Source organism: Kordia sp. (assembly GCF_050633145.1).
Lineage (GTDB): Bacteria > Bacteroidota > Bacteroidia > Flavobacteriales > Flavobacteriaceae > Kordia.
In genome coordinates, this window is sequence record NZ_JBOEFY010000076.1 from 75,894 (window position 1) to 97,703 (window position 21,810).

The window sequence follows — 21,810 nt, forward strand, 5'->3', positions numbered from 1 at the left end:
ATACAAAGGTGAAAATTGTATAACTTTTATTTTTTGACCTATGTCAAAAACTCAAGTGCATCAGGATTATCCATTATGTAATCATATATAGAATAGAAAATTAATAAGGACCAAATAACAATCATAATCCAATATAATTTTGGAGTCTCTTTTTTTGAAACTTCTTCTACAAAATGAATTGTGCCAGTTTTTAAAATATTAATAAGACCAAGTAATAAGAAGATGATCCAAAACCAATTCCAATTAAAAATTATTGCGAAGAACATTAAAGTTAGCGCAATAAATGTTTTCCATTTTTTCATTATCATGAGTAGTAAAATTGATTATAATCTATGAACAATGTAGATAAAGAATAGATAGCCATTAATAGCCAACTTATGATAATAATCCAATATAATACTTGATCCTCTTTTTTTGAAATAGGTTCAATAAAGTAAGTTATTCCTGAAAAAAGATCTGGAATAACCCAGAATAGGAATAAAACTCCCCAAGCCCATTCCCAACTCATAAGAATAGCTACATACATTAAAATTAATGCTACTATCGTTCTCCATTTTATGGTATTCTTCATGTTTAAATATATGAATGTTAAATAGTTATTCCAAACCTGCTCAATAGCTTCTTTTCCATATTCCAGAAAAAGTTAAACTGACCAAATAACCATCCGAATGCTACTAAGAACAGTTGATAAAATATAAAACTTAGAAAGATAAAGAGTGGATAATATATAAATGGGCTTAAATTATCTAATGTAATTCCGATGCTTCTCAATAAAGGTCTTCCAACTGCTATTGAAGACGAACCTGTAATTGAGAATACAAAAAAGATAACAGCTAATTGCCAAGGTTTTTCAATATTCCAACGTGTCATTAATTTTTTCATGTGTTCGTATTTATTGTTTTTCAGTAGTCACATGTTGTTCGTTATTAACCATTTCTTAGGTTGAGAAACTTTTTAACATGCTCGGTTCATCTGTATGTGTTTTGTTGACAGCAAAACTATCATCTGATTTGAAATTTTGTTTTGACTTAAATCAAAAAAGAATGTAGATGATTTTGACATAGATCAAAAAAAAGATTTTAGAAGGCTTTTAGTTTTGTTGCATAGAAATATTCAGCATGAGAAAAGCTTTTTTAATAAGTAGCGCAATAGTTGTTTTTTCCTGTACTAAAAAGGAAAACCCTATGATTGGTATTTGGAAAGTAAATAGCAGGTTTTATAAAGCTACCTGTGAAATCCTTGAAGAAAATGATACGGTTAAAGGTGAAGTACTTTATTACAATGATAATACAACGGTATATCGATCCGAAAAAGGACAACCCAAAAGTTACTTTTTCAATAATATCAAGGAAAAAAATGGCACATATATAGATGCTGTTTCTGGCGCTACAAAAATTGAAAATGAGAACAAAACAGCAATACTTCATTTGCTGAGCAAAGACACTCTAGAAGTCACAACATATATTCTGAATAAGCCTTTAAAAGAAATCTGGATTAGAAATTAGAACACTACATTTATTATGAATACAACAATTAAAATTTTAAGTTTTTGTGCGTTTTTATCAATACTGATGATAAGCTGCTCAACAGACGATATTAGAAATATAGCTGCGCCAAGCGGATCTACTCCAACTCCAAACCCTACGGTTCCAACAGCAGTGATTCCTGTTGATATTACGACAGACGGATTTGATTTTATGGAAAAAATGCAAGGACATTGGGTAGGTGATAACCTTGTTATTAATCAGGAATATCCATGGTTTGCTTGGGATTACAGAGCAATTTCGCCATCTCATACATTTGGAATTCATGAAGGAGGTTCTATGGGGAATTTATTCACCTCATTTTTTGTTACAAACTATAAAGGCAAGCGTACCATTATGGCGCGTAATGGAGGTGTGTTAAATGGAATTTATCGAACAAGCTATTTTGTTATGGACAAAGTAGAAGATAGAGATAATGGTCGTTATTACAGATTGGTAGATGCTAAAGGTGGAGACGGTATTATGTATATGGAATTACGCTTTCCTACTAACACAGATAGCATATACTTTAATTCTTATACAAGTAGTTTAGGAAATAGAATTCCCAATAGACACATGACATTTAAAGGCAAGAAGATGCATGCTGAACTAGCTGAAACAGCAGCTAACGCTGTAAATTATCCTCAAAATACTGTTGATTCGGGATTAGATTTTTCTAATGGATTTATGGAAGAATACCTTTATGTTAAGGAAGGACTTACAGAAGCCAATTCTGCTACATTTTTAGCATTAGGAGAAGCTAATGATGTTATTGAGTTAGCTCCTCTTTCTGGAGATCCGTATACAATTTTAGATCATCCGAGTTTAGGCTATATTCAAATTGATATAGATAGAGGAGATATTCCAGAAGATCAAACTTTACTCTTGTATCTCTCTAAAGATCCGCTTACAGATGAGAACGGTTATTTTACTTCTGATTTTGATGCTTACAATACAATTCTACATTTTCCAATTTTATCAGAAGGAGAAGATGATTTTTTAATGACTTATATGCATCCAGGTACGTATTATGTAACAGTTGTTGCTGATTCTAATAATGACTCCTCAATTTCTGAAGGTGATATTACACATACACAACGTATGATAACACTAAACCCTTTGGAACAGCAGCAAATCACAATAAATAACATTAATGTTCAAAATTAAAAACATGACAAAACAAGTAACACTAGCTGTTTTAATTTTACTCTTGTTGCAAAGTTGTACAACAGCAATTATAGATGAAGGTGATCCGTCTTCATTGCCTCCAATCACAAGAACTATAACCTATGAATCTGATGTAGCGTCTATAATGACGAATTACTGTATTACCTGTCATGCAGGTCCAGCTCCAAATGCTGGATTGGATTTGTCTAACTATCAAAATACACGTTTTTCTACTGAAATGGGAAGTTTAATTCAACGTATGAATAATGCAGCAAATCCAATGCCTCCAAACGGCTTGGTGTCTCCTGAACTAAGACAAATAATGGATAAATGGGTAACTGATGGCTTTCTTGAAAATTAATTAAAAAAACAACAATATGAAAAATATAGGATTACTACTAATGCTTTTTATAACTAGTTATGCTTCTGCACAAAAGTATTTCTCAAAAACTGGGGAGACTGAATTTAAAGCATCTGTAGAAGCTTTTGAACCTGTAGAAGCAATAAATAAAAGTACAACAGTATTATTAAATACTAAAAATGGAACTATAGCAGCATTACTTTTTGTAAAAGCTTTTCATTTTGAAATTGCCTTAATGGAAGAACATTTTAATGAAAATTATATGGATTCTGATAAGTTTCCTAAAGCAGTTTTTAAAGGAGAAATTATAGATTTTGACATGACTTCCCTTTCAGAGATAAAAAAAGAATTCAAACTTAAAGGCAAATTGACTGTCCGAGGAAAAACTAAAAATATTGAAACTGTTGTTTATTTGAAAAAGGCAACTAATAAAATTCTGTTGACTTCCAAGTTTAATGTGTCTCCTCAGGATTTTGATATCGAAATTCCAAGTATTGTTAGAAACAAAATTGCTAATGCTATTCAACTAAAATTGAATTATGAACTTATCGAGAAAAAATAACAACGTCATGAAGAACTGTGTATTAGTTTTAATAATTATATTTTTAAGTTGTAATTCTGTAGTTGCTCAAGATGATTTATTGAATGAATTAGAGAAAGAAACTCAAGAAGTATCTTTTCAGCAACCCGCTTTTAAAGCAATGAAAATTGGGAATTTACAATCTACAAAAGTAGCAGGAAAGAAAGATTTATACTTATATGTTTCACATCGATTTGGAAGCTTAAAAGATGGACTGACGACCTTTTTCGGTTTTGACAATGCAAATACAAAAATACAATTGGTATATGGAATTTTTGATGGAATACAGGTTGGATTCTCAAGAGAATCGATCAGAAAAACCTATGCTACACATGTTAAAGTAAGACTAAAAGGTCAGTCTAACGATTTCCCTGTAAACATAGTTGGATATGCTACTGCAAATAGTAGAACTGATTTGCGTAAAAATCAGTATCCGTTTTTAAAGTTTGGAGATCGCATGAGTTATGCAACACAATTACTAATTTCAAGACGCTTTAGTAACAAGTTTTCTTTTGAATTAGCGCCAACTTTTGTTCGTCAAAATTTAGTTTTGGAACCACTCCAAAAACACAATCAAATAGCTTTAGGAGCTGGAACTAGAATGAAGTTAAGCAAGCGAATGTCAATAAACTTAGATTATGTGTATAATTTTAGCAGGTATGAAAAATCTATCTATTCAAATCCACTAACTATCGGCTTAGATATTGAAACTGGAGGACACGTATTTCAATTGTTATTTTCTAATGCACAATCTACAAATGAACCTGGTTTTATTAGTAATGCAGAAGGAAAATGGTTTGAAGATGTTTATTTCGGATTTAATATTGTTCGTGTATTTTAATCCCCCAACAACTGTTTAGTAAAAGGTTTTTATAGCAATATAAAAGCCTTTTTTATTTTCCTCTAATTCTACTTAATGTTGCTTGAGAAATTCCTAGCATAGACGCTATATGTCCTAAATTTGCGCGTTGAGTTATGGTAGGGAAAGCATTTACGAGTAATTCATATTTCTCTTTTGCGGTTAAGAAATAATATCCTTTAAAAAAATCATCTAATAACGACATTTGTTCTTCTAAAACTAACCTGCCAAAACGTTCTAGTTTAGGATGTTTCAAATACAATTCTTGCCATTGATTATATGTTAATGATAGTAATATGGAATCTTCAGTAGTTTCAATGTATTCAGAAGCAGGTTTTCTTAAAATATAACTATGCCATGAAGTAATCATCATATTTTCGGGATAAATCCAATACGTAATATCTTTTCCATCTTGATAATGAAAGGTTCTAACAGTTCCTTTTGCTATAAAATAGAGGCGTTCACAAGTTTTTCCTTCTTCTAAAAATTGTTCTCCTTTAGGAATTTCTTCTACTAAAACCTGTTCGAGAATCTCTTTTTCAGCTTCTTCAGATAGTGTTATGTACGATTTAATATATGCTATAAATGATTTCATGTTTTGAAAAAAATAAATTTAATGATTCTTTCCATAAAAAGGAATACTTACAGTTGAATTTTATTTAAACAAGCATTGTATACTAATGATAAGACAATTCTAAAAGACACCTGTTTGTCGTATGAATGGTATGTAACTGTGCAATTTAAAATGTAATTAGGAAGCATCTATTATTTGTTAGATGGTTCTCAAAAGGAAACCAATTTCCTCCAAAAAGTTCAAATTTTGAATGTTCATGACCACATTAAATTAGAAGCCATTAAGTTTTATATGTAGCAATAAGTATTGAAAAGTATAGAGAAGAATGTCATTGTTTTTTATCTCTAAAAAAGAGAAAATTGACATTTCTATCCAATTTTTTAATGATAATTAAACATAGTTTTGTTCTTCTAAAATAAAGAATTATGAAAAAATACATTGGAATTATTGGAGGAGTAATAATCCTTATTTCTGTTTTTTTACCTGCATTGTCAGTTGCAGGAATCTCTGTTAGTCTATGGGATGGAGCGCCTACAAAAGGAGGAGTTTATGCATTTATGGCTTTTGGAGCTATTGTAGCATTATGTTCATACCTTGATAAAACTTGGAGTAAAATTGTAGCTATTCTTTTTGCTATTTTTGCACTTGCGGTTAATTTTATCTGGATATCTGACGCGAGCGGTAATGGAGTTTCAGCTGGAATGGGACTTTGGATAGCTGCCATTGGAGGTGTTATGGGTATTGTAGGTCCTATATTAATGTGGAAAAAGAAAACTCCTGTTAACTAATAAAGGCTTGCACAAACGAATTTATTCTAAAATTAAATATATAAATATGAAATTATTCAAAGTACTGACTTTAGTATGTGTATTTCTTTTCATGTCTTGTGGAGGTGATGAAAAAAAATCTGAAACTACAAATGAATCTAAAGGAAACACAACTAAAAAGGAAACTGTTGCAAAAGAAAAGCCAGTGGTAAAAGTGGCTCCTAAAACTATTGCATCTGGTAGTTCTTTTATAGTAGAAAGTAAGAATACGTATGATAAACAATATCAAACGGGACATTATACAAAAGAAAATTATACCGTAATAGATTATACTACAAATGCTGCATTTAAAGCAACAGATTTTAAAAGTGAATACTCGGCACCTAATAAAAGTCAGCAACTTCTTATGGTACGCATAGGGCTTGAAAGCCTAGAATGTAAAGGTAGATATTCTACAATGAAAACAAGTTTTTCAATCCACATTGATGGAGCGGAAAAAGGAACTCAAAAATTCTCTGCTTTTACAGATGAGTTTTACAAAGCAAATCCTAAAGTTGTACAGTACACTTCAAATGATGTTTCTAAGAAAGGAGAAAAGCACGAAAAAATATTTTATTTCAAAATACCTAAAGACGCAAACCTCTCTGATGCTTATTTAAGCTTATATAGAGGAAGTGATGAAGAAAGATTAACAGTTCAGTTGAATCCTTAAAAGCGAGTTAAGAAGTTAGTTTAATCACGACTTGTAATAACACTTAAAATACCGAGGTTTAGCCTCGGTATTTTTTTTGAGAATATGTTAAGCAGCACGTTTCTTTAAAAAGAAGCGTACTCCAAATATTAGCGCTAATAACAAAGCTCCAATACCTATATATTTTATGTTATTATTGCTATTCAGTTCAATAGCTTTCATGTCTCCAGTTGGTGTAAATGCAGCCCAAAAATATGGCGAAGTCAAGTTCTCACTTTCAATATACGTTAGTTTTGCTGTGCGTAACGCTTCATCTTTAGGCATACCTTCTTTTAGGTTTGTATAAAATAAAGTCATCAGCTTTGTTGTTTGTGCATCATTAACATTCCACAAACTAGTTATAGTACTTCTGGCGCCTGCATACGTAAAAGCTCTAGCTAAACTAATAACACCTTCTCCTTTTTTTAATTCTCCTATTCCAGTTTCACATGCACTCAATACTACCATGTCAGCATCTAAATCTAAGTTATAGAGTTCTCTTACATAGAGTTTGTTTTTTTGTAGAGGATCATTCTTACTAAAAGCAATAAAAGAATAATCGCCATACGTATCGTTAGATTTTGCATGTGTGGATAGATGAATTATTTTGTGGTTTTTTGCATTGGAAATAAAGTTTGATTTTGTTGCTGAAGAATCCTTAAAAACATTTGTGTCAAACAAATTATCAATTGCATCTACTTCAACGGTATTGTATTTTAAATTTCCCAAACCATTACGTCGCATGGCTATAGTTTCAACAGTTTCACCATTTGTAAACTTAGGAGCAAAAGCCAATACATCATTGGTAGAATTAGAGCTTTCTTTTTGTTTTAATTGATTGTATAATGTTGCGGAATAATTATAGCTAATTTGATACTTTTTAATAAGATAAGGCAGGTTTTTAGTCGCGCTAATTTCTTTTGAATCGGCTGTTAATAATGCATCAAATGGTATAAAATGAAGTTCTCCGTCAGGAATAATAATGACTTTATGCGTAATTTCACTTTCAATAGGTTGCACTAATTTTTGATACAATTTAAATGCCATATCCTTGTAAAGTTGATTGTATTTTTTTAGATCTTCATCAGAAGATGCATTAGACATTGACCAATAATTATAGATTCCATTTCGTAATTGTTCAATCCAATTTTTTAAAGGGAAATCCTTTGCAACTTTTACAATTTTATGCGTATTTTTTGTGATAATAAATATGAAAATATCGTTTTCTCCAACAAAATATTCAACTAATGATTCCTCTTTTTTAAGGAGTTCTTGAATCTTTTCAATTTTAGTAACTTCACGATTATATACTAAATCATAATAGTTAGGATATGTTGTTTTAAACGTTTCTTGTAATTGATTTTTTTGACGTTTTAGATCGAAAATTTTTGTATTAAATACAGCAATTAAACTATCACTTTCAGGCAATGGATCGTTGATTTCGATGCTTTTCTTTTCTTCATAAAAAATGATATCTACATTTATTTTTTGTTCCAATTTTGATAAGCTATCTGGCACCTTTGTCTTAATTGTATTTTTGGCTTTGTTAAAACTCTCTAAGAGTTTGCGAGCTTTCGATTTTTCGAATATTTCAAATACAGATTCAGCCTCTTTTTTAGTATCTAAATCGACAATATGCTGTATATAATTTTCATATACAGGAAATGTTTTTGCCAATTGAAAATCCTTTGTTGAAGATGTCGTGTATTCTTTAATAGTAAAATCGTCTAAGGCAATGGCTTTCTTATAGAAATATGTTAATGAATCGGAATCTTTAGTATCAATTGCTTTAAAATAATTAATCTTAGTATGAATAAATTCTTTCCGATCTTTTAATTGATCAAAGTTGAGATCAATCAGTTCTTTTTGTGGTATTTTTTTTGAAATACTATCTAAGTATGTACTTGCCAATGTATATTTTTTTTGCGCAATTAAAACATTGACTAATTCTAATTGACACGGAATTAACAAATAATCATCTTTAGGGTAAATAGCTAAAGAAGCATATAAGTATTTTTCTGCCAAATCAAAATCTCCAGTATGTTTTGCTACAAGTGCAAGATTGGTGTATCCTTCAGTTAAACTAATATCTGATGAACCAAACTTTTTAATGTTATAATCTAGCGAGAGTTGATACTCTTTTTGGGCATTTGCATACTCTTTTAAATCATAATAAGCATCTCCTAAATTTTTATGGGATATAGAATACAAATAATGGTTTTTATCAAACTCTTTTTCAAAATAGAAAAGTGTTTTTTTATGATATTCAACGGCCTTTTCAAGCTTGCCAAATTCGGTGTAATACGCTGCCAAATTACCATATAATGATGTAAAACTAGCTTGTTTCCCTTCTGGAAGTTTTTTATTTATTTCAATAGACCTTTCTTGATATTCGATTGCTTTATCTAAATAATAAAGCTGTCCATACGCGCCTGCCAAATTATGATAGGATACTACATTTCCTAAATAAATTGAACCAAACAATTTCTCTTTAATTTGTATTGCTTCTAAGTACTGTTCAATAGCAAGATTAAAATGTCTTTGCTGCTGAAAAACATCGCCTTTGTATGTTATAAATATTGCTTCTTTTTCTTTGTTCTTATGATGTTTAGCCAAAGTAATTCCTTTCTGTACATAGGAAAGTGCTTTGTCAAATTCTCCAGCACCTTTTTCTATAGTAATCAAATTTTGATACGCTTCGATTAAGTTTTCATGCTGATTCGAATAGTGTTCTTCTAGCACTTTAATAGCCTTCAAAAAATAACCTCTAGAAGTACTATAATCACGTTTTAATTTATAAAGTGTTCCTAGTTTTATATAAGCTTCATTTACAAGTTTGTGCTCTCCATTTTTTGTGAAATAATCTATAGCAATATTGAGATGTTTTACTGAAGCGCCATATTGTTTTTGACTAAAATAGGTTTTAGCAATAGACAAATTTGCTAAACCATTAATAGAATCATTGTTTTTGTACTTTTCTATAGCCCATTTACTAAGTGCAATGGTAGCATTATGATCCTTATTATTAATGGTTTCTTGAACAGTTTCAAAAAAATAAGTAAGACTATCTATTTGCTTGTCTTGTGCATAAAAAGAAAATGAAAGAAAGTAAAAAAGGAGAATAACAATTTTGTTGTTTTTCATGATAATAATTCAAACAGGTTATGGAAAGTTAGTAAGTAATATAACTTCGAAACTACAAAATTGTTTGTGTTATTTCATCTGATTAAGTAGTTTTTTCACCTTGTCATTTCTATACGTGCTGAAATTCAGTTTTTTACTTTTTAAAATGCTTTTTGCCTTGTCTAAACTATCTTGTTTTATAAGACCTAAACAAGTGTACCATTGTGCTTCACTATACAGAGGAAACTCTTCGCTTATCTTGCTCAATTGTAGCTTAGAAGCTTCTACTTTATCCCTGGCTAATAAAGAGATTCCGAAATAAAAATGTTCTGAAGAATTTAATGTTTTTGTAGCAGTTAGCTCCTTAAAGGCTTTGGTGGCTTTTTCATATTGAGCGTCGTCATAAAACTGAAAAGCTTTTTTAACAATAGAATTGCCGTCTGTAGTTCCTTTTATAGCATGTGCATTAGGATATGCTTCAAAGTAAGTATCAAACAATTCAGTAGAACTTAATGTGCTGGTAGCAAAGAACTGAAAAGCAAGAAAGAGTAGGATAGAAGCAGCAATTCCAGAAAGCCAAATAACTGATTTTTTATACGGTTTTTTGTCCTCAGTTTTTAACTCATCACCAATATTCTTTAATTTATTTTTTAATGCTAATCGTCCTTGATATGCAATAACAGATTCTTCTAATAAACTCAAAAAATTGTCATCTTTTTTACGTTCATTAAAAAGTAATTGCTCATTTTCTAGCAAACTTCCTCGCAAAAATTTCTCAATAAGCTCTTTGTCAGAAATAATATCCATACTCATATTTCTATATTTTTAAAAGCGTTCGTAAAACTGAAAGATGCATCAATTATTTTTCGTAGTTTTTTCAAGCATTTACTTTTTTTATTTCGAGCTACTTGTTCATTCTTTAAATCATTAGAAGCTGCTATTTCTTGCATTGATTTTTTCATGTATATACTCTCAATTAAAATCTTTTTACACGATGTGCCTACTTTGTCCAATAGCTCGTTTACCAATTTTGTTTTATCAATATCAAATAATTCAAAATCTTCTTCTACGATATTAATATGTTGCAAATCTTCCGATATAACTTTAAGTTCTCGTTTGTTTTTTCGTTGTTTATTGTACCAAGTATACTTCCCTACTGTATATATATACCCAGTTATTGTAGTATGTAACTTAAATTCTTGATTTTTAATTTTTTCATAGCATATAATTATAGCATCTTGAATAATATCATCTGCCGTAGAATTATCACCACCGTTACTCAAAATAAACTTTCGTAAAGAGGTGTCTACTTCTTTGTATAAATACTTCAAAACTTGAAACTCCATTTCAGAGGAATGCTGAAGAACCTCAATGATTTCGATATCTGAAAAAACTTTTTTGATGATGTTGAATTTCTTTAAAAGTTATGGCTGAAAAAATAGACTGTATTTAGTTAGCGTATGAAAAGCAGCTCAAACAAAAATAAGAAAAATGGAAAATAAAAGGTTACGCTAGTTCAATTATTACATATAGTAAAAAGCTTAGATCTGTTTACGTATGATTATAAAAGAATTTTTACCCAAAACTGAACTATTAAAAAAGGGAGTTCATAGCTATTATTTTATATATGGCGATAAAAAAAAATACTCTTGTATTGCTTTTCCGAATACAATGAAAAGTATTTTGATTGGAATCAATACTAGGTTAAATTATACAAATGATACTATTGACACAAAAACCGATATTGATACCGTTAGTATACAAATTTTGAATAATACACGCGCTAACAAGTTTATTATTAATCAATCTGATATTATACTTCAAATTAATTTTTTGAGTACAGGGTTATGTCGTTTTATGAATGCGCCCATTTCAGTTTTAGATTATCCAAAAAATGATGAATTGATACATCGATTAAAAAATATCTTGTTGCATAACAATCAAACAGAAGAAGGTATTTTAAATACTATTGAATGTATTTTAGTAGCTGTTTATAAAGAACAAAAAATAGAGCAATTACAACGTGCTTTACAATTACTAGAAACGTCAAATAGTATAAAAAAAGTGGCAAATGAAGTGAATATGAGTTACAGAACACTCCACAGACACTTTAAAAAATATACAGGTCTTACACCTTCTATATATCAACGAATTTTTCGATTAAGAGAAGCGTTATTATCCAATGAAAATCATTTAAATATATTTTATGATGAATCACACTTTATAAGAGAATTCAAATTTTTCACAGGATATACACCGAGTAAATACAAAAAGAAACTAAAAAAACAAATGGTAGATTTTTACTTTCAAGTACAGTAAAGAATGGTCTTTAGCCAATTTTAGAAATTATAACAAACAAAAAAAATCCACATGGTCGTGTGGATTTTTTGTTGTTTTATATAATTAAGAAACAGCAACTAAGCTGTCTTATCTTTTACAAAAGGTCCTGCAATTCCTAAAATAGATCCAATTGCACCAATCCACAATCCTATTCCAGCAGAAGTTAATGGAATTCCATAAGCGTCAGATATCCACTTAATACTCAGCCCTAATGCTAAAAGGGCAACAATGACTGCAACGATGTTACTCCATTTTTGTCCCAAATAAGAACATACAGCAATGATAATTCCAAATGCAATGAATATATAAACAGTTGATTTTGAGTCAGGCGCATCCCATAAACTTACTGAGATAGGACCTGCTGTAATAGAAGGTAAGAAAACAGAAATTGCGATTAATATTCCTCCGATGACTCCGATGAATTTTTTCATAATTGGTTGGTTTTTTGAATTAGAAAAGTTTAAATTAAATTGATTTATTTAATAATTTGGTTGTATAATGTGTACAATTTATGCTTTTATTTTAGAAGATGTAAATAATTTTAATTAAAAAAGCAGGTATTTGTTAATTTATTTTGTTTGTTCTAATCAGACTTATATGTCACCAAGAAATGAAATGTAACTTTTTGAATCAATTATAATTAGCTCGTTAACTAAACAAAAGCCAGCAAAATTTTCTTTGCTGGCTTTCATTGATCTTTTAAAGAATACAATCGATTTATTCGTTTTTAGCAATTTCCAAAAGATACTTCACAGTTTCTGTCAGATGGGCTACACTCACTATTTGGGTTAGTTGGAAAATATTTACATTTCTCTAAAGGAATAGATAGTATTCCTCCAACTACTTCTGCATCGATAGATTGATCAAATTTTGATATTGATTTCTTGTTAAGGGCTAAATTTGTAAGATTCTTTTTTTTCATAATGTGTTTATAATTTGAAATTAATAATACACCAAAACAACAGCAAAATAGGCTCAAAAACAATCAGGATATGTCGTGTTTTACTAAAATACGACCAGTTGAAAATTTTTAATGTATAAATTTGGATCATACAACGAACTTCATATATTTAGGTTTTTAATATTGAACTTCTTCTATGTATCGAATTTTTCTATGCCTTTGCTTCTTTGTTACGACTCTACAAGTAAAAGGGCAAGAACTTCCAATTCCTAAATACCAAGACTTGAAAATCTGTAGTTATGATAGTTTGCGAAAAACTTTTTACAGAATATTACATACCAAACCTAAATTAGGAAAGGCGTATGCAAGTGCTTATTATAGAAAGGCAGTTGAAAAAAATGATGTTGTAGAGATTTATAGAGGAGCACATGACTATGCGCTTGCTTATAATGTATTGGGGCAAAAAGATAGCGCACTCCATTATATTAATTTTGCTTTGAAAAAAGCCAAACAAGCAAATGATGATGGACACTATGCAAGTAGTCTTTATTTAAAAGGAAATATTTATTATAATGCAAGCATTTATAGGAAAGCCGCAACAAGTTATACAGAAGTATATAACCTTATTAAAAAAGAGAACGACTCTATTAAATTAGCAAAAGTTGCAAATTCTATTGCGCTTGTAAAAAATGATATTGGAGAACCAAAAGAGGCATTATATTTAGCTAAAAATAATTTATTGTTCTATGAAAAATTGCACAAAAAAAATGATCCACGCCTTAAAGATTTGGATTATGTAAATGCCTTGTTAAATATTAGCAATGCGTATATGCATTTGGCAGAAGAATACCCAAAACATAAAATAGCCTATTCAGATTCAGCATCCGTTTATTGCTTGCAAGGAATTGATAAAAGTATAAGAACTAATGATAATAATGCGCACAGTATTTTCCTTATAATAAAAGGAATTATCAGTCAAACAAAAGAAAATTATAAAGAATCTATCAAAGATCTCAAAAAGGCAGAAGAAAAAATAATCGATCTTAAAACAGTAAGCAAATTACCTAATTTATATTTCTATCAAGGACAAAACTATTTTTTGCGAAAAAATATTGACAGCGCACTCGTGTATTTTTTAAAAGTAGATTCTCTTGTAAATAAAAATAAAATCAACTCTATTTTATCACAGGAAAATAATATTCTTTTAGCAAAATCTTATGAAGAAAAAAAGAATCCTGAAAAAGAGTTGTACTACCTCAAAAAATTTAAAAGTAAAGAAGCTGAAAATAATGAGATCATTAAAAAATCTTTAAAAGATATATATGATAAATATGATGTACCTTCATTTACATCTAAAATAAAACAACTAGAAGAAGCTATGAAAATAGCCGAGGACAGAGCTTTGTTTTTAAAGAAAATTAGTTTCTTTTTGGTCGCAATCATCATTTTAGGAGTCATCTATTATTTTGTTGTGAGACGAAACTATAAAAGAAGATTTGAAACAATTGTAGAAGAACTTAATTCCGCTAAGGAAAAAAGAATTAAAGAAACAGCACTTTCTAAATCAAAAGATTATAAAATAAGTGACGAGAATATTCAAAAAATATTGAAAGGGTTGGAGTTGTTTGAACTAGAAAAAATGTTTCTCCAACAAAAATGTAGCATCAATTTTTTAGCGAAAGAAATAGATACAAACGCTACGTATTTATCAAAGACTTTGCAATCGCATAAAAAGAAAAAATTTACACAATACATTACCGATTTAAGAATTGAGTATGCATTGGTTCAATTAAAAGAAAATAAAAAATTTAGAGCCTATGATATTAAATCGATCGCTTCAGAATTAGGTTTTAATACAGCGGAATCTTTTTCTAAAGCATTTAAAAAGCATACAGGAATTTATCCTTCGTTTTACATTAAAAAACTAAATTCATTAGAGAGTTAGTACTCGGATTTAACGTAAATACGACTTCCTTTCCTTTGTAAACACTGAGTTCATGCTACATTTGTATTATAGTTACCCTTAAATTATAATATATGAAAAAGGAAAGAAAAATAAAGCTTTCAAAAATGAAAATCGCAAGAATAGATTACCTAACAGCTAAAGGAGGAGGAGATTCGGATACTTGTATAACAATAGAAAAAGAATGCCCAACAAATGCATGTGAAACTGATATAAACTATAGTTGTAAAACAACCATAAATACACGCAATAGTGATTCTTTAGGTAGTATCTAATTTTCTGTATGAAAATTGAGTTTATGTTATATTCTAGTAACCCTTAAAATTATAAGATTATGAAAAAGGAAAGAAAAATGAAGCTTTCAAAACTGAAAATTGCAAAAATGAATTATTACACAGTAAAAGGAGGAGTAGCCTCAAATGCATGTGTAACAATAGAAATGGAATGTGTTACACATTTTTGTAATACTGATGTAACGGATTGTATTCCTACTACAGCAGGATCACGCAATGGCAATTCTTTAAAATAGGTAGCATTATAATTTTTTACAAATAAAAAAGCGCAACAAAATTTGTTGCGCTTTTTCAATTTTTATTGTTTACGCAGTAGCGTTAAAGTTTCTTTTTGTCCAGATCTACTCATTACAAATTGTAACGTATCCTTGTCTAATTTTTTAATTTCAACTCCAATTTCTAATTTATCTTTTGGTGTAGAATAAAGCAATCCATTTTCAATTCTGTACACACCAGTTTCTTCAAGTCCAGTAACTTTTGAAGTATACGTTTTGTCTGCTTTAAAATTAAAATAGACATTGTTATTACATCTGTTTTTTCCTGTAGATTCTATAATCCATTCAGAACAATTCCATTCTCCGACAATTTTTTCATATTGCTCAGAATTTGTACATGATATTAGTAACAATCCAAAAACAATTACAATGATTTTTTTCATAAGACCTTTTATTTTTTAGTTGGTATTTTATAGTGAATGCTTATGTGTGTGCGAACCTTTATAAAAGTTACAGGAAACAGTAGAAACTTACAGATAGTTTTTATGAACTTTTTTAAATAAAGGCTTTAGTGTTCTACAAAAAAATAAAAGCTCAACACAGATACTGTTGAGCTTTTGTAGTGAATTCATATAGTAAATACTATGATTCTTGATGAATGTATGCGTTTGCTTCTTCACTTGAATGAAATTCAGGAGTTTGGTTTTGCGTTCCTGTATCACGGTTTATTTTGTCTGTAACTGCATCTGCTTGCGCTCTTACAATTTGAGATGCATGATTCGGAATTTTAACTGATGCATCGGCAACAGGAGGTTTAATACCTTCCATCGGATTGTCTTTTCGAGCTTCTTCTCGAGTTAATACATCCAATACATCGGAAGCTGCTGCATCACGAGCTGTTAATGACGGCAAGTCAAATAAAACTTCAATGGTTTTGAGTAATGATGTATGATCTAAGGGAACTTCTCCTTTTGTTCTGTACACTGTTCCAGCTTCTATCCAAGGAGAAATTAAAATACAAGGAACTCGCACACCAAAACGATCAAACTTAAATCCGTTTTTATTTTGAGTTGTTGGACTTGGCGGAACAGCTCCTTCTGGTGGCGTAATATGATCGTAGCAACCTCCATGCTCGTCATAATTAATCACTAAAAGCGTATCTTCCCAATACTTAGATTCTCTAACTGCATTGTAAATTTCTAACATATATGCTTCTCCAGCGGCTACGTCATAGTTTGGATGCTGACTGTTTCCGTGACTTCCCCAAGATGGTTCTAAAAATGTGTAATCAGGTAATTTTCCACTATTGAGTTCTAATTTAAAATCATCAAAACTTCCCACAAAGCAATTTTCAGGAATAGGGTTATCGGCTACATCTTGACAAAAACTATAGGTATATGGTTTCTGTAATTTATCAGCAAAAATTCCCCAAGTATGATTGTGATCGGAAAGGTTTTTAAAAATACTTTTAGCACTATAGGATTTTAGTTCATCATACAAATGCCCTTCCGAAGTTGCCATGTGCATAAACGCTCTATTTGGAAGTGTTTCCGAAGGCACCGAACAATAATAATGATCGCATACAGCATATTCTTTTGCTAGATTTGATAAAATAGGCAAGAGGTCTGGCGTATACATTCCCATAATATCTTTTGGCGCTGTGCCTGGGAACTTACTAACGATCTCTATTCCAGATTTAGGTGGTGAATAATGTTTATACCAATTTTTATAGTCATCATTTTTATAATCTTTTGAGTGATCGTAATTTTTATCGTATGTTTTTTTCTCAGGTGTCGTTTTTGTTTTGCTGGTAGATTTTTTTGGTTTTAATGGTGGATCACCAAAGTATTTTTCTGCAATCTTATTTTCAAAATCACGTACAAAACCTTGATTAGGCGCAATTCCTGGTTGATACGGAGGATTTAATCCACCAAATAACTGAAAATTTGTATTCATGAATCCTTCTCCAGGATCCATTTTTGGCATATAATACGTGTATTTATTATTTGGATCAATAGGATACACTTTAATAGCATTTCCTTCATTGTCAGGATTCGTCTCATGACCTGTAAGTCCTGAGTACGGATGTCCAAGCGGCGATACATTAATATCCTTTCTATCTATGTTCTTATTCTTATAACGATCATTATATAAATAACCCAACATATGGTCAAACGATCGATTTTCGAACATCACAACAATCACATGTTTTATTTTCTTCTTTTGGGAATCTTTTTTGTTTTCGGTGGTAGCCATTTTATAGTTTTGAAGGGTTTAGATCTTCAATTTATAAGATAATGTGTTGTTATCCAAATACAACTAGTTAAAAGGGGAAACTATACGTAAGAATATATTTTCAATATTTTTATGAAATTTAAAGATGTTAGATGCGAAATGACGTTTCTTATGTTTTTTTATACCTGTAATATTGGTCATTCACAACATTTTTTTAATCGTTCACAACATTTTATTGAATGCTTTATCTTTTTCTTAATAACTAACTATTGAATAATAATCAAGACAAGAATATTTTGATAGAGTATTTAATTAGAGACGTTTATAGTTTATAAAGAACGAGGTTGTTTTTTAATACTGATACTCAAATCATTTTATCATTATTTTGATTTTTCAAAACCTGCCGAATGAACACAATAAAAGTTTTTCTGATTAAAGAAACACATCAGGAAATAATGATTTTAAAGGAATTATTAGAATCAAACTCATACAATGTAATTGGAATTGCTACCAGTTATCAAGAAGCTTTACTTTGCTATAATAGGCAATCGGTAGATATAATCATTACAGATATGTTTATAGATGGAAATCCAGATGGAATTACATTTATTGAAAATTTATTAATGTCTAACAAGAACATATGTCCATTTATATATTTAACAGGTTTTGAAAATAGACATTTATATCAAAGAGCAAAACTGACCAAACCTTTTGCTATACTACATAAACCATTCAACGAAATTGAAATACTATATAGCTTAGAAAATATCCTTGAAAAGTTGCAACAACAATCAGATGAAGTTATAAAGAAAGGTCAAAATTCTAAAGCAACTAAGAAAAGCTTATTCATTAAAAAGAAAAATGCTTTACATAGAGTGCATTTAGAAAACATTATATACATAGAAGTAGAAAATCGTTATTGTAATGTTATTACCAAAAATGAAAAGTATGTGGTACTCATTTCATTAGGTAAAATCAAAGAATTTTTAGATGCAGCAGTATTTCTGCAAATACACCGTAAATACATTATCAATAGTTTAGCCATAGAGCAAATAATTCCAAAAGATAATTTAATCATACTTAAAGGAGATTATAAGGTTACACTTGGAGTTAAGTACAAATCAATTTTAAAAAATTTACATATACTAAGGTAGTTTGTTGTAAACAAATATGTAACAATATCTATTTACAACAAGAAGTGCTTCATATACAACATAAAAACACAACACTCATTACATATTTTTTATTTCAATTCTAAGTTCGTTATAGATTTACGTAAGAAAAATAAGAAAAACAGTAAAGTTAAAGAGACTGTTTTATATAAGAAATTGAATTAATAATGAGCGAACAAAAAAATATAACCAAACTTCTACCAAGCATTACTGCAGTATGGGAAAAAACAAAAGGAGATCCAACTGTTAGGATTGCTGTCTTAGATGGACCAGTTGATTTAGAACATTATGCTTTAAAAGAAGCAAATATCACATCATTAGATAGTCCAGTAAAAAAAGAGGTGCGTTCTACTCACGGAACTTTTGTTAGCAGTTTAATTTTTGCGAATCATAACAGTGGTATTCTAGGAATTGCTCCAAATTGCTCAGGACTTGTAAAGAGTATTTATCGAGAAGATGAAAATGGAAAGCTACTCAGTAGTTCACAATCAGACATTGAACAAGGAATTCGTGTTGCTTTGGAGCAGAATGCAGATATCATAAATATTAGCGGAGGTGAAAAACTGAATGATGGAGATCACATTATTTCATCATTAGCCAATGCATTAGAATTATGTGAAAAGAAAGGAGTTTTAGTCATCGCTGCAACGGGGAATGAAGGAGGTAATAGTATACATGTACCTGCAAGTTATCCAACGGTTTTGGCTGTGGGATCGATAAAAAGTGATGGAAAACCATCTGACTTTAGTAATTGGAGTAGCGTACTATCGGAACAAGGTCTTGTAGCTCCAGGAGAAAATATTATAGGAGCAGTTCCAAGTAAAAAAAATCAAAAAGCCATTGCAAGAGGTACCAGTTTTTCTACAGCTTTAGTGAGTGGAGTAGCAGGATTACTCGCTAGTTTACAAAGACAACAAGGTCTGAAAAAAGATCTTTTAGCTATTCGCCAAATTTTATTAAGTAGCGTAATTCCGTGTGCAGTTAATGAAAAAATTAATTGTGACCGAATCATGAACGGACGCTTAAATATTAGCGGGATTATGAAAATGATGCAAAAAAGTGCTTCTACTGCAACCAAATCAAACAAATTTTTAATTCTAAATACTATAAACATGGAAAACGAACCAGAAGTAACGCCATTAGCGGCAACCAATGACCAACCTAGTGAAGTAACAGCACAAGCAGCTCCAGCAACAGTTGAAGAGACTGCGGTAACTCCTCAAGCTGTTGAAGCAAGTGTAAACCCTTCAGAAGTGGAAACATCATCTTGTGGATGTGATACTGGAGTAACTCCTTCACAAGCGAGTGGATCTTATAATCCAGCATTAAATCCAGGAGGTTATCCTACATTTAAAAATGCACAGTTGATAAATGCTATTGGACAGCCATCCTATGATTTTGGAACACGTAATAACTTAGATACTTTTACTGCATTGATGCGACAATGGTATGAGAATCTTCCACAAGTAGAAATCCCAAATAAACCATCAGAACCAGGTTCATTAGCAAAGGAATTAACTGACTCTCCACACGATCAAAAATCATTAGCAGCTTTTTTATTATATCAAGAAGCTTCAAGTTATCCTAATATATTCCTTACAAGTCAGTTAATTTGGTTATTAAATATGAATGCCTCACCCATATATTCAATTAGCCCTAAACTTGCCACTTTTAGTGATCCTATTTATTTGACAATGGCTCAATTTTTAGCAGATAATGTGGGTATTGACTATATAATGTATTCAAAGTATTTGCAGGATATTGAAAGTGGAAAGGTAAAACCTGGAGATAAGTTACCAAAAGGTTTATTTACTGAAAAGGAAGATAAAAATCAAGAAGATGTTATGCGAATGGTATTGCCAGGTTATGTTTCAGGAAAATCGAAGTTAATAAATGGCAATTATGTAACTACAGTGACGCCAGTAGCCTATGGCTTAAAAGATTGGACTTTGAAAGCATTGTTAGAGTCTATGGGGATAAAAGATCCTGAATTAAGAAAACAATTAATATCAATCTTAAATCGATTGTATGTAACTACGCTAAATAAAGGGCAATCTCCTGATGATCGAGCATTAAATTACTCATTATATAACATTTTAGAATTATCAGATATTGTTAAGAAAGCCACTGAAAACAAACTACAATTAAGCGGATACAAAGTGACACCATCAAAAGTATCGCGTCAAAACTCTATTTCACGTGAAGTGCAATTAACATTCTTTGATCCAGCTGATACTCGCAAAGCATCTACAACATATTCTATGCAAGTAGATATCAGTGGTGTAACTCCAATTATGGTTGGTGAAATTCAAGAATGGTACGCGCCAGTTAGTGTTGCTATTGCTTAACAACAAGAAATACTTAAAACATTAAATCAATATAGTGAAGTAGCATTTTATAAATCATCTGCTGTTTCCCGGGATCACTACCTTGATTTATCAGAATACTTTAATGAGTTAAGCCAAGGTCATAGCACTTATTGCTTCTCTAATTTATACGAGCTTTCAATCTCAATTAAGGTGGATCAATCTGGAATACATATTCCTATACAATCAATTATTAACTTTTTAAATTTTTAAATTATGAAATTACCAAATCAAACAAAAGCAGTAGAACGTAAAACGTATAATGCAAACGCTGTTGCAACTGGAGCAAATGCTTCTTCTTTTTTCTCAACATTAGCTAGAGTTGGAATTCCAGCTTTACAAGCAGGATTAGGAGCACTTTAATCCTAAAAAATTATGGATAGGAAAATTTTTCCTATCCATAATTCTAAACAATTTTCAGTAACAAACTAATACTTTTTATTATGAAATTACCAAACCAAACAAAGGCGGTAGAACGCAAAACATATAATGCAAATGCAGTTTCTGCTGGAGCTAATACTTCTATATTAGGAGCATTATTACCTCTTGTGGCTTCAGGAATTATTGGCGCTTTAACATAGAATATAACGCATCGACAGGAATGATTTTACTAACAAATTAATACTTTTTATTATGAAATT

General features: G+C 30.4%; 25 protein-coding genes. 15 read left to right on the forward strand and 10 right to left on the reverse strand.

Going from position 1 to position 21,810, the window contains the following annotated elements; translation table 11 throughout:
* Positions 1–38 precede the first annotated feature (38 nt).
* On the reverse strand, positions 39–302 hold the full coding sequence (locus ACRBBL_RS25220) for a hypothetical protein (RefSeq protein ID WP_431371875.1): 264 nt from the start codon (positions 300–302) through the stop codon (positions 39–41).
* Positions 303–588: 286 nt separating this feature from the next.
* Complete coding sequence (locus ACRBBL_RS25225; protein ID WP_431371876.1) at positions 589–882, reverse strand: DUF6787 family protein; 294 nt, start codon at positions 880–882, stop codon at positions 589–591.
* Between the two features lie 236 nt (positions 883–1,118).
* On the opposite strand from ACRBBL_RS25225, the gene ACRBBL_RS25230 reads away from it, so the two are divergent.
* Genes ACRBBL_RS25230 through ACRBBL_RS25250 form a run of 5 tightly spaced genes read left to right on the forward strand, consistent with a single transcriptional unit; the run spans position 1,119 to position 4,472 of the window.
* Positions 1,119–1,505: a hypothetical protein gene (locus ACRBBL_RS25230; RefSeq protein WP_431371877.1), complete on the forward strand. Its 387-nt coding sequence runs from the start codon at positions 1,119–1,121 to the stop codon at positions 1,503–1,505.
* Between the two features lie 15 nt (positions 1,506–1,520).
* On the forward strand, positions 1,521–2,690 hold the full coding sequence (locus ACRBBL_RS25235; RefSeq protein WP_431371878.1) for a hypothetical protein: 1,170 nt from the start codon (positions 1,521–1,523) through the stop codon (positions 2,688–2,690).
* A gap of 4 nt (positions 2,691–2,694) precedes the next feature.
* A complete protein-coding gene (locus ACRBBL_RS25240; protein WP_431371879.1) occupies positions 2,695–3,051 on the forward strand; it encodes a hypothetical protein in 357 nt (118 codons plus the stop codon).
* Positions 3,052–3,067: 16 nt separating this feature from the next.
* A complete protein-coding gene (locus ACRBBL_RS25245; protein ID WP_431371880.1) occupies positions 3,068–3,613 on the forward strand; it encodes a YceI family protein in 546 nt (181 codons plus the stop codon).
* 7 nt (positions 3,614–3,620) lie between these two features.
* Entirely contained in the window at positions 3,621–4,472 is an 852-nt protein-coding gene (locus ACRBBL_RS25250) for a DUF5777 family beta-barrel protein (RefSeq protein WP_431371881.1), read from the forward strand.
* 52 nt (positions 4,473–4,524) lie between these two features.
* On the opposite strand, the gene ACRBBL_RS25255 is transcribed toward ACRBBL_RS25250, so the two are convergent.
* On the reverse strand, positions 4,525–5,085 hold the full coding sequence (locus ACRBBL_RS25255; RefSeq protein WP_431371882.1) for a Crp/Fnr family transcriptional regulator: 561 nt from the start codon (positions 5,083–5,085) through the stop codon (positions 4,525–4,527).
* A gap of 404 nt (positions 5,086–5,489) precedes the next feature.
* On the opposite strand from ACRBBL_RS25255, the gene ACRBBL_RS25260 reads away from it, so the two are divergent.
* Complete coding sequence (locus tag ACRBBL_RS25260) at positions 5,490–5,852, forward strand: hypothetical protein (protein ID WP_431371883.1); 363 nt, start codon at positions 5,490–5,492, stop codon at positions 5,850–5,852.
* Between the two features lie 46 nt (positions 5,853–5,898).
* Positions 5,899–6,543, forward strand: a complete 645-nt coding sequence (locus ACRBBL_RS25265; RefSeq protein ID WP_431371884.1) for a hypothetical protein — start codon at positions 5,899–5,901, stop codon at positions 6,541–6,543.
* Between the two features lie 87 nt (positions 6,544–6,630).
* On the opposite strand, the gene ACRBBL_RS25270 is transcribed toward ACRBBL_RS25265, so the two are convergent.
* The 3 genes from ACRBBL_RS25270 to ACRBBL_RS25280 form a co-directional block, all read right to left on the reverse strand.
* Positions 6,631–9,705, reverse strand: coding sequence for a CHAT domain-containing protein (locus tag ACRBBL_RS25270; RefSeq protein ID WP_431371885.1), 3,075 nt, complete (start codon positions 9,703–9,705; stop codon positions 6,631–6,633).
* A gap of 69 nt (positions 9,706–9,774) precedes the next feature.
* Positions 9,775–10,497 carry a hypothetical protein gene (locus ACRBBL_RS25275; RefSeq protein ID WP_431371886.1) on the reverse strand — a complete coding sequence of 241 codons (723 nt, stop codon included), beginning with the start codon at positions 10,495–10,497 and terminating at the stop codon, positions 9,775–9,777.
* On the reverse strand, positions 10,494–11,030 hold the full coding sequence (locus tag ACRBBL_RS25280) for an RNA polymerase sigma factor (protein WP_431371887.1): 537 nt from the start codon (positions 11,028–11,030) through the stop codon (positions 10,494–10,496). Before ACRBBL_RS25280 ends, ACRBBL_RS25275 begins: the two co-directional genes overlap by 4 nt.
* A 211-nt stretch (positions 11,031–11,241) precedes the next feature.
* Between ACRBBL_RS25280 and ACRBBL_RS25285 the strand changes: the two genes are divergently transcribed.
* Positions 11,242–12,003, forward strand: a complete 762-nt coding sequence (locus ACRBBL_RS25285) for a helix-turn-helix domain-containing protein (protein WP_431371888.1) — start codon at positions 11,242–11,244, stop codon at positions 12,001–12,003.
* A gap of 98 nt (positions 12,004–12,101) precedes the next feature.
* Here the strand turns inward: ACRBBL_RS25285 and ACRBBL_RS25290 are convergent, their stop codons facing one another.
* Both ACRBBL_RS25290 and ACRBBL_RS25295 read right to left on the reverse strand, forming a co-directional pair.
* Positions 12,102–12,455, reverse strand: coding sequence for a hypothetical protein (locus tag ACRBBL_RS25290; RefSeq protein WP_431371889.1), 354 nt, complete (start codon positions 12,453–12,455; stop codon positions 12,102–12,104).
* Between the two features lie 296 nt (positions 12,456–12,751).
* On the reverse strand, positions 12,752–12,946 hold the full coding sequence (locus ACRBBL_RS25295; protein WP_431371890.1) for a hypothetical protein: 195 nt from the start codon (positions 12,944–12,946) through the stop codon (positions 12,752–12,754).
* 175 nt (positions 12,947–13,121) lie between these two features.
* Between ACRBBL_RS25295 and ACRBBL_RS25300 the strand changes: the two genes are divergently transcribed.
* The 3 genes from ACRBBL_RS25300 (at position 13,122) to ACRBBL_RS25310 (ending at position 15,417) form a co-directional block, all read left to right on the forward strand.
* Positions 13,122–14,870: a helix-turn-helix domain-containing protein gene (locus ACRBBL_RS25300; RefSeq protein ID WP_431371891.1), complete on the forward strand. Its 1,749-nt coding sequence runs from the start codon at positions 13,122–13,124 to the stop codon at positions 14,868–14,870.
* Between the two features lie 125 nt (positions 14,871–14,995).
* Positions 14,996–15,163: a hypothetical protein gene (locus ACRBBL_RS25305; protein ID WP_431371892.1), complete on the forward strand. Its 168-nt coding sequence runs from the start codon at positions 14,996–14,998 to the stop codon at positions 15,161–15,163.
* 59 nt (positions 15,164–15,222) lie between these two features.
* Positions 15,223–15,417, forward strand: coding sequence for a hypothetical protein (locus tag ACRBBL_RS25310; protein WP_431371893.1), 195 nt, complete (start codon positions 15,223–15,225; stop codon positions 15,415–15,417).
* A 62-nt stretch (positions 15,418–15,479) separates the two neighbouring features.
* Here the strand turns inward: ACRBBL_RS25310 and ACRBBL_RS25315 are convergent, their stop codons facing one another.
* Both ACRBBL_RS25315 and ACRBBL_RS25320 read right to left on the reverse strand, forming a co-directional pair.
* Positions 15,480–15,839, reverse strand: a complete 360-nt coding sequence (locus ACRBBL_RS25315) for a lipocalin family protein (RefSeq protein WP_431371894.1) — start codon at positions 15,837–15,839, stop codon at positions 15,480–15,482.
* A 199-nt stretch (positions 15,840–16,038) separates the two neighbouring features.
* Entirely contained in the window at positions 16,039–17,652 is a 1,614-nt protein-coding gene (locus ACRBBL_RS25320) for an alkaline phosphatase family protein (RefSeq protein ID WP_431371895.1), read from the reverse strand.
* Between the two features lie 386 nt (positions 17,653–18,038).
* On the opposite strand from ACRBBL_RS25320, the gene ACRBBL_RS25325 reads away from it, so the two are divergent.
* The 4 genes from ACRBBL_RS25325 (at position 18,039) to ACRBBL_RS25340 (ending at position 21,750) form a co-directional block, all read left to right on the forward strand.
* A complete protein-coding gene (locus ACRBBL_RS25325; protein WP_431371896.1) occupies positions 18,039–18,785 on the forward strand; it encodes a LytR/AlgR family response regulator transcription factor in 747 nt (248 codons plus the stop codon).
* Positions 18,786–18,970: 185 nt separating this feature from the next.
* Positions 18,971–21,151, forward strand: a complete 2,181-nt coding sequence (locus tag ACRBBL_RS25330) for a S8 family serine peptidase (RefSeq protein WP_431371897.1) — start codon at positions 18,971–18,973, stop codon at positions 21,149–21,151.
* A gap of 234 nt (positions 21,152–21,385) precedes the next feature.
* Entirely contained in the window at positions 21,386–21,532 is a 147-nt protein-coding gene (locus ACRBBL_RS25335) for a hypothetical protein (RefSeq protein ID WP_431371898.1), read from the forward strand.
* An 80-nt stretch (positions 21,533–21,612) separates the two neighbouring features.
* Positions 21,613–21,750 (forward strand): hypothetical protein, encoded by a 138-nt coding sequence (locus ACRBBL_RS25340; protein ID WP_431371899.1) that lies wholly within the window; start codon positions 21,613–21,615, stop codon positions 21,748–21,750.
* The last annotated feature ends 60 nt before the right edge of the window (positions 21,751–21,810 follow it).

Coding starts and splice junctions, on each gene's coding strand:
- ACRBBL_RS25220 (WP_431371875.1), bottom strand. CDS start 302: ATGAAAAAATGGAAAACATTTATTGCGCTAACTTTAATGTTCTTCGCA.
- ACRBBL_RS25225 (WP_431371876.1), bottom strand. CDS start 882: ATGAAAAAATTAATGACACGTTGGAATATTGAAAAACCTTGGCAATTA.
- ACRBBL_RS25230 (WP_431371877.1), top strand. CDS start 1,119: ATGAGAAAAGCTTTTTTAATAAGTAGCGCAATAGTTGTTTTTTCCTGT.
- ACRBBL_RS25235 (WP_431371878.1), top strand. CDS start 1,521: ATGAATACAACAATTAAAATTTTAAGTTTTTGTGCGTTTTTATCAATA.
- ACRBBL_RS25240 (WP_431371879.1), top strand. CDS start 2,695: ATGACAAAACAAGTAACACTAGCTGTTTTAATTTTACTCTTGTTGCAA.
- ACRBBL_RS25245 (WP_431371880.1), top strand. CDS start 3,068: ATGAAAAATATAGGATTACTACTAATGCTTTTTATAACTAGTTATGCT.
- ACRBBL_RS25250 (WP_431371881.1), top strand. CDS start 3,621: ATGAAGAACTGTGTATTAGTTTTAATAATTATATTTTTAAGTTGTAAT.
- ACRBBL_RS25255 (WP_431371882.1), bottom strand. CDS start 5,085: ATGAAATCATTTATAGCATATATTAAATCGTACATAACACTATCTGAA.
- ACRBBL_RS25260 (WP_431371883.1), top strand. CDS start 5,490: ATGAAAAAATACATTGGAATTATTGGAGGAGTAATAATCCTTATTTCT.
- ACRBBL_RS25265 (WP_431371884.1), top strand. CDS start 5,899: ATGAAATTATTCAAAGTACTGACTTTAGTATGTGTATTTCTTTTCATG.
- ACRBBL_RS25270 (WP_431371885.1), bottom strand. CDS start 9,705: ATGAAAAACAACAAAATTGTTATTCTCCTTTTTTACTTTCTTTCATTT.
- ACRBBL_RS25275 (WP_431371886.1), bottom strand. CDS start 10,497: ATGAGTATGGATATTATTTCTGACAAAGAGCTTATTGAGAAATTTTTG.
- ACRBBL_RS25280 (WP_431371887.1), bottom strand. CDS start 11,030: ATGGAGTTTCAAGTTTTGAAGTATTTATACAAAGAAGTAGACACCTCT.
- ACRBBL_RS25285 (WP_431371888.1), top strand. CDS start 11,242: ATGATTATAAAAGAATTTTTACCCAAAACTGAACTATTAAAAAAGGGA.
- ACRBBL_RS25290 (WP_431371889.1), bottom strand. CDS start 12,455: ATGAAAAAATTCATCGGAGTCATCGGAGGAATATTAATCGCAATTTCT.
- ACRBBL_RS25295 (WP_431371890.1), bottom strand. CDS start 12,946: ATGAAAAAAAAGAATCTTACAAATTTAGCCCTTAACAAGAAATCAATA.
- ACRBBL_RS25300 (WP_431371891.1), top strand. CDS start 13,122: ATGTATCGAATTTTTCTATGCCTTTGCTTCTTTGTTACGACTCTACAA.
- ACRBBL_RS25305 (WP_431371892.1), top strand. CDS start 14,996: ATGAAAATCGCAAGAATAGATTACCTAACAGCTAAAGGAGGAGGAGAT.
- ACRBBL_RS25310 (WP_431371893.1), top strand. CDS start 15,223: ATGAAAAAGGAAAGAAAAATGAAGCTTTCAAAACTGAAAATTGCAAAA.
- ACRBBL_RS25315 (WP_431371894.1), bottom strand. CDS start 15,839: ATGAAAAAAATCATTGTAATTGTTTTTGGATTGTTACTAATATCATGT.
- ACRBBL_RS25320 (WP_431371895.1), bottom strand. CDS start 17,652: ATGGCTACCACCGAAAACAAAAAAGATTCCCAAAAGAAGAAAATAAAA.
- ACRBBL_RS25325 (WP_431371896.1), top strand. CDS start 18,039: ATGAACACAATAAAAGTTTTTCTGATTAAAGAAACACATCAGGAAATA.
- ACRBBL_RS25330 (WP_431371897.1), top strand. CDS start 18,971: ATGAGCGAACAAAAAAATATAACCAAACTTCTACCAAGCATTACTGCA.
- ACRBBL_RS25335 (WP_431371898.1), top strand. CDS start 21,386: ATGAAATTACCAAATCAAACAAAAGCAGTAGAACGTAAAACGTATAAT.
- ACRBBL_RS25340 (WP_431371899.1), top strand. CDS start 21,613: ATGAAATTACCAAACCAAACAAAGGCGGTAGAACGCAAAACATATAAT.